This window comes from Halorientalis sp. (assembly GCF_028275115.1).
Taxonomy (GTDB): domain Archaea; phylum Halobacteriota; class Halobacteria; order Halobacteriales; family Haloarculaceae; genus Halorientalis.
Window position 1 is genome coordinate 1 of the sequence record NZ_JAQCNH010000058.1, and the last position, 5,157, is coordinate 5,157.

The following is a 5,157-nucleotide window of genomic DNA, read 5'->3' on the forward strand; positions in this document are numbered from 1 at the left end:
GGACGGCGTGATTGACGCTTCCGGGGGCCAACGGATGGAACAGAGACGCGACGACCGACCCGTGTACAGTGCAGTCGGCCGAGCGGCGCGACTGGCGTTCGCGCTCGCGCTGCTGGGGACGCTGTTCGTCTCCGGTGTGGCCGCCCACAACGCGACGACACCGGCGCCCGTGACCCCGGTCCCGGCCGCCGACGACCCTGGTGCGACCGGGCCGATCGATGCGAACGACGGCCTGACGGTCCCGTCCGCGACCGGTCCCGTCGCCGCCGCCGGCGTCGCCGCAGGCATCGCCGTCGGTGTCGGCCTGTTCTCCCGGTTCGGACGGAATCGGTAGGTCCGTGTTTCACAGCTCTCGTCTCGCTCCGCTCGACTCGGCACCGGCACGCTCGGGGCCTTCACCCGTGGACATCCATCTGTGCCCGGTCCTGCGTTTATCTGTCCGACGCTACTCGGAACCGCGGGACGGCGCAGGGATGGAAAAGCCAACCCGGCGTATGAGCTAATATCGTCATGTTCATTTCTCCAGCGTAAAGCGAGAAAACTACAGGACGGGAGAGGGATAGTCATGCGCCGACCGGGAATCGAACCCGGGCTATGAGCTTGGGAAGCTCATGTCCTACCACTAGACCACCGGCGCTCGTTCGCTTCGCTCACTCACGCCGAGCACCATCTCACTTCGCTCGATGGTACACCGGCGCTCACATCCGTTCGCACCGAGGATCGCAAATCCGGCGGATTTGCTCACCACCGGCGCGCTCGTTTCATTCGCGCCCCGGGCCCTGCGGCGCTGTGCGCCACAGGACACCGGCGCTCACGTTCCAGCGTACCACATCCCTGCACTTGAACGTAGCGTTTCGCCCGACTGGCGCTGGCAACCGTTGCGTGCCACCTAAGCCGAGCCAAATCCGCCGACCACCAGATCGACCGCCGGACAACAGTTGCAGACCGTTGCTATCCCGCGAATAACCAAGCCGTCGTCGCCCCTGGGATCGGTGCATGCCAGCCAACGACCCACGTCGCGCCGCCGGTGTCGTTCTGGTGGTCGCACTCCTCGGGGCGCTTCTGGCCGCCGGGGCGACAACGGGCGTCGCGCAGGATGGGACGCCAGCGAACGAGACCCAGGACGGGACGGCCCAGGTCCGGATCGTCCACGCAGTCCCGAACGCGCCGGCCGTCGACGTCGCGGTCGACGGTGAGACGGTCCTCGAGAACGTCACGTTTGGGGCCGCCAGCGACTACCTGTCGGTCGACGCCGGTCTCCGACAGGTGGCCGTCACGGCCGCGAACGACTCCGAGGCCGTCTACTACGACGAGACGCTGCCGATCCAGCCCGGCACCTACACCGTCGCGGTGGCGGGTGAGGTCGGTGACGACGCCGCGGTGCCGTTCACGCCCGTCATCCTCCTTGACGAAGGAACCGGACCCGACGCGGACGAGGCGCTGGTCCGACTCGCCCACCTCGCACCCGACGCACCGGCCGTCGACGTGACCGTCGCCGAGACGGGTGCGACGCTGTTCGAGAACGTCAGCTTCGCCAACAGCTCCGACTACCGGAACGTCTCGGCCGGCAACTACACCCTCGAACTGCGGCCGGCCGACGACGAGGCCGCTGACCCGGTCGCGACGGTGAACGCCACCCTCGACAACGCCACCGCGTACACCGCCTCCGCCGTCGGCTACCTCGACCCGGCGACGGCACCCGGTGACGAACCGCTCGACGTGCTTCTCGAACCCGACCAGCTCACCGAACCGACCGTCGAGAACGAAACCGGCGTGACACCCGACATTCGGATCGAAACCGCCCAGGAGACGCCGGCTACCGGCGAACCGGAGGAACCCGACGAGTAATCGTCCGGCCCGACCGGTAGCCGTCTCCGCATCGTTCTCTTTTCACCGCTCGAACCGGACATGCGTCCGGAAAAACTGGCACGGCGGGACGTATTAGTTCATCGGGGTCGAACAGTAGTTCATGCTGCAGACGGAAAAAATCGTGCGTGCAGAACAGCCGCTCGACCTCTCGCTGTCGACAGAGGAACTGGACGCTCGTCGAGACCATATCACGTCGTTCATCGCGGATCAACTGGACACGGCGGGGGTCGACGACGCGATTATCGGGCTCTCTGGCGGGATCGACAGCACGCTGACCGCGTATCTGGCTGTCGAGGCGCTCGGGACCGACAGCGTTCACGGGCTGGTGATGCCGAGTGAAGTCAACCGCGAGGAGAACATGAGCGACGCCGAACGTGTGGCCGAGACGCTCGGTATCTCCTACGACGTGGTGCCGGTCGAACCCATCGTCGACACGGTCCTCGACGTGGTACCGGGCATCGACCCCGAGACCGACGTGGAAACCGACCCTGTCCGGACGGCCGTCGGGAACCTCCGGGTTCGGGCACGTGCGGTCGTGAACTACTTTTTCGCGAACCAGGAAGACGCGCTGGTCCTTGGGACGGGCAACCGCAGTGAAGCGATGGTCGGGTACTACACCAAGTACGGTGACGGCGCGGTCGACTGTCACCCTATCGCCAACCTATATAAGGGACAGGTGCGCCAGTTGGCTACACACCTCGGTGTCGAGGACGACCTCGCGGAGAAGACCGCCAGCGCCGAGATGTGGTCGGGCCAGACCGACGAACAGGAGCTCGGGCTGACCTACGAGACGCTCGATTCGGTGCTGGCGCTCCACGTCGACGGCCCGCTCTCGAAGTCCGCGACCGCCCACGAGATTGGCGTCGACCCGTCGGTCATCGACCGGGTCCGCGGGCTCCACGAGCGGAGCGCACACAAGCGGCGGATGCCGCCGGGGCCGGAGCCGATGTTCTAAGCAGTACTGGCGACGACCCGGACCGAGTCACCACCCTGGAGGACGTACGACGAGGGGTCGACGTCGTCCCCGTTGACGGTGACGGTCACGTTCGTGTCCGCGTCGCTGTCGTCGTAGGTCGTCCCCTGGAACGTAACCGACGAGTCGGTGACGCCGATGCCCAGCGTCGACATAGCGTACTCCAGAGTCACGCCCTGAGCGTGTTTGTGCCAGCGCTGGCCGTTGCTGTTCTCGAAGTGGAACCCGTCGGCCTGCAACTGGTACTGCTGCTGGCTGAAGTCGATCGCGTTCCCGTCGATGACTACGTCGATGGACCCGTGCTGGTGGACGCTCTGTACGGCGTAAGGCGTCTGTTCGACGTCCCCGACGCTTCCAGCGGCAGCCCCGGAACTGCCCCCACCACCGACGTTGAGGAAGAACACGATGTAGACGAGGACGCCCACAGCTAACAGGAGGACACCGCCGATGATGGCGGGTCCGGTCGGGAACTCCCCGTCGTCCTCGTCGCCGGTGTGGTCGGCCACTCGGCGACGGTCGATACGACTCAGTTCCGATTCGTCGTGCTCGGCGTGCAGGTGTTCGAGATACACCCCCTCCCCCTCGAACGACGCGTCGCAGTAGTTACATTCCGGCATGAGACTCCCCGTGTCGTACGCAAATACTCGGTGACTCCCCGTTTCAACTTTTTGGGTCTTCCGCACCCCGTAGCCAACTCGGTTACCCCCGGTCGAACTCGGCCGCCGCGTGTAACGTCGCGAACGCGTCCGCTTCCCGACGCTCCTGCTCGACCCGGCCGTCGTCGTCGCGCAACCGACGCTTGAGGACGGCCAGCGCGCCGTGGTCGTTGGCCGCGACTTCTGTCGCCACGCTTCGGGGGTCGGCGGTGACCCGAGAGAGCAGCCCCATCCGAAGCGCCGCCTCGGCGTCGACGACTCGGCCGGAGAGCGCGATGTCCATGGCCTCACCGTCCCCGACCACACGGGGGAGACGCGCGGTGCCGCCCCAGGCGCCGAACAGGCCCAACTCGACGCCGGTCTCGGCGAAGGTTGCCTCCGTGGTACCGACTCGGAGGTCGCACGCGAGCGCGAGTTCAACGCCGCCACCCCGAGCGGCCCCGTCGACCCCTGCGACCACGATGCTCTCGCTTTTTTCGATGGCTTGGGCGACCACCTGCCCGTGGGCGGCGAACTCGCGGGGATTGTCCAGCGCGGCGACCACGTCGAGGTCGGCGCCGGCACAAAACGCGTCGCCAGCGCCCTGCAGGTAGACGACGGGAGCGTCGGTGCCGGTGACGGCCGCTTCGAGGGCATCCAGCCCCGAGGGAGTGAGGGCGTTGCGTTGCTCGGGCCGGTCGAGCGTGACGACCAGCACGTCGTCGGCCCGTTCGGTCGTTATCATGCGATGTCCGTGGGTGGTCGTTTCCAAAGGTCTTTGCCTTTCCCCTTGCTAAGCTTGCGTAATGGACGAAGCCGCTGCGGTTCGGCGAGCGGCGCTGGAGGCTGTCGACGATGTCGATCCAGACCGTCTCTTCGAGCGCATCGAACAGCGCGTCGATGGCGGTTCGACGGCGCCTGGCGCGCTGACGCTGTGCAGTGCGGCGGCCGTCACCGAGGGTACCTCGGCAGGGACCGACGAGATGCTCGGTACCGATGGCATCGACGACCGCGCCGCTGGCGTCCAGCTCATCTACGAAGGGCTCCGTCTCACTCGCTCGCTGTCCCACGCCGAACCCTGGGCCGAACAAGGCCGGCTTGACGACTGGTCGACCACGACAGCCGCGGCGGCACGGTCCGGCGACGGGGACGAGAAAGCCCGGGCGGCTGCCGCGGCCGATCTCGACGTGCTGGTCGCGGATATCCTCGTCGCACGCGGGTTCTTCCTCCTCGCACGGACGGAAGCCGCAGACGCTGCCGTCGCGGTCGTCCGTTCGTTCGGCCAGGACCAGACCGTGCGCAGAGAGACCGACGATTCCACGCTCGACGGCAACCTCGAAGCCGACGTATTCGAACTGGCCGTCGTCGCCGGTACGACCGCCGCGGGCGGGAGTGCGCCCGTTGGTTGCCGAGAGTTCGTGACCGACCTCGCGACCGCCGAGGGCGAACTCCCACAGGCCGAGGCAGTCCTCACCGCCGAGGTCCGCGAACGACTCGGTGGACTGGTCGGGACCGACCCCTCGCCCGCCGGCGGTGCACGAACGTCTGCCGACCATTAAATCGAAACGTATAAAGACAATCTCCCGCTACCCAGGAGTGCAACACGTGCCTGGGTAGCTTAGCGGTAAAGCGCGTCCTTGGTAAGGACGAGACCCCGGATTCAAATTCCGGCCTAGGCTT

General features: G+C 66.7%; 6 protein-coding genes and 2 tRNA genes. 5 read left to right on the plus strand and 3 right to left on the minus strand.

Annotation, left to right across the window (positions count from 1 at the left end; translation table 11 throughout):
* Positions 1–334 (plus strand): hypothetical protein (locus Q0964_RS09035; protein ID WP_299266241.1); only part of this gene is annotated, 334 nt, incomplete at its 5' end.
* A gap of 232 nt (positions 335–566) precedes the next feature.
* On the opposite strand, the gene Q0964_RS09040 is transcribed toward Q0964_RS09035, so the two are convergent.
* Positions 567–637, minus strand: a tRNA-Gly gene (locus Q0964_RS09040).
* Between the two features lie 359 nt (positions 638–996).
* Here Q0964_RS09040 and Q0964_RS09045 point away from each other — a divergent pair.
* Both Q0964_RS09045 and Q0964_RS09050 read left to right on the plus strand, forming a co-directional pair.
* Entirely contained in the window at positions 997–1,848 is an 852-nt protein-coding gene (locus Q0964_RS09045) for a DUF4397 domain-containing protein (protein ID WP_299266243.1), read from the plus strand.
* A 121-nt stretch (positions 1,849–1,969) separates the two neighbouring features.
* The gene (locus tag Q0964_RS09050; RefSeq protein ID WP_299266246.1) at positions 1,970–2,824 is read left to right on the plus strand and encodes an NAD+ synthase; all 855 of its coding nucleotides are present in this window, start codon (positions 1,970–1,972) and stop codon (positions 2,822–2,824) included.
* Here the strand turns inward: Q0964_RS09050 and Q0964_RS09055 are convergent.
* A complete protein-coding gene (locus Q0964_RS09055; RefSeq protein ID WP_299266251.1) occupies positions 2,821–3,459 on the minus strand; it encodes a hypothetical protein in 639 nt (212 codons plus the stop codon). The two genes, Q0964_RS09050 and Q0964_RS09055, sit on opposite strands and share 4 nt — an antisense overlap.
* An 82-nt stretch (positions 3,460–3,541) precedes the next feature.
* On the minus strand, positions 3,542–4,222 hold the full coding sequence (locus Q0964_RS09060) for an enoyl-CoA hydratase/isomerase family protein (protein ID WP_299266254.1): 681 nt from the start codon (positions 4,220–4,222) through the stop codon (positions 3,542–3,544).
* 61 nt (positions 4,223–4,283) lie between these two features.
* On the opposite strand from Q0964_RS09060, the gene Q0964_RS09065 reads away from it, so the two are divergent.
* The gene (locus tag Q0964_RS09065; RefSeq protein ID WP_299266256.1) at positions 4,284–5,036 is read left to right on the plus strand and encodes a DUF7114 family protein; all 753 of its coding nucleotides are present in this window, start codon (positions 4,284–4,286) and stop codon (positions 5,034–5,036) included.
* 48 nt (positions 5,037–5,084) lie between these two features.
* Positions 5,085–5,156: transfer RNA gene (locus Q0964_RS09070), tRNA-Thr, on the plus strand.
* Position 5,157: the final 1 nt, after the last annotated feature.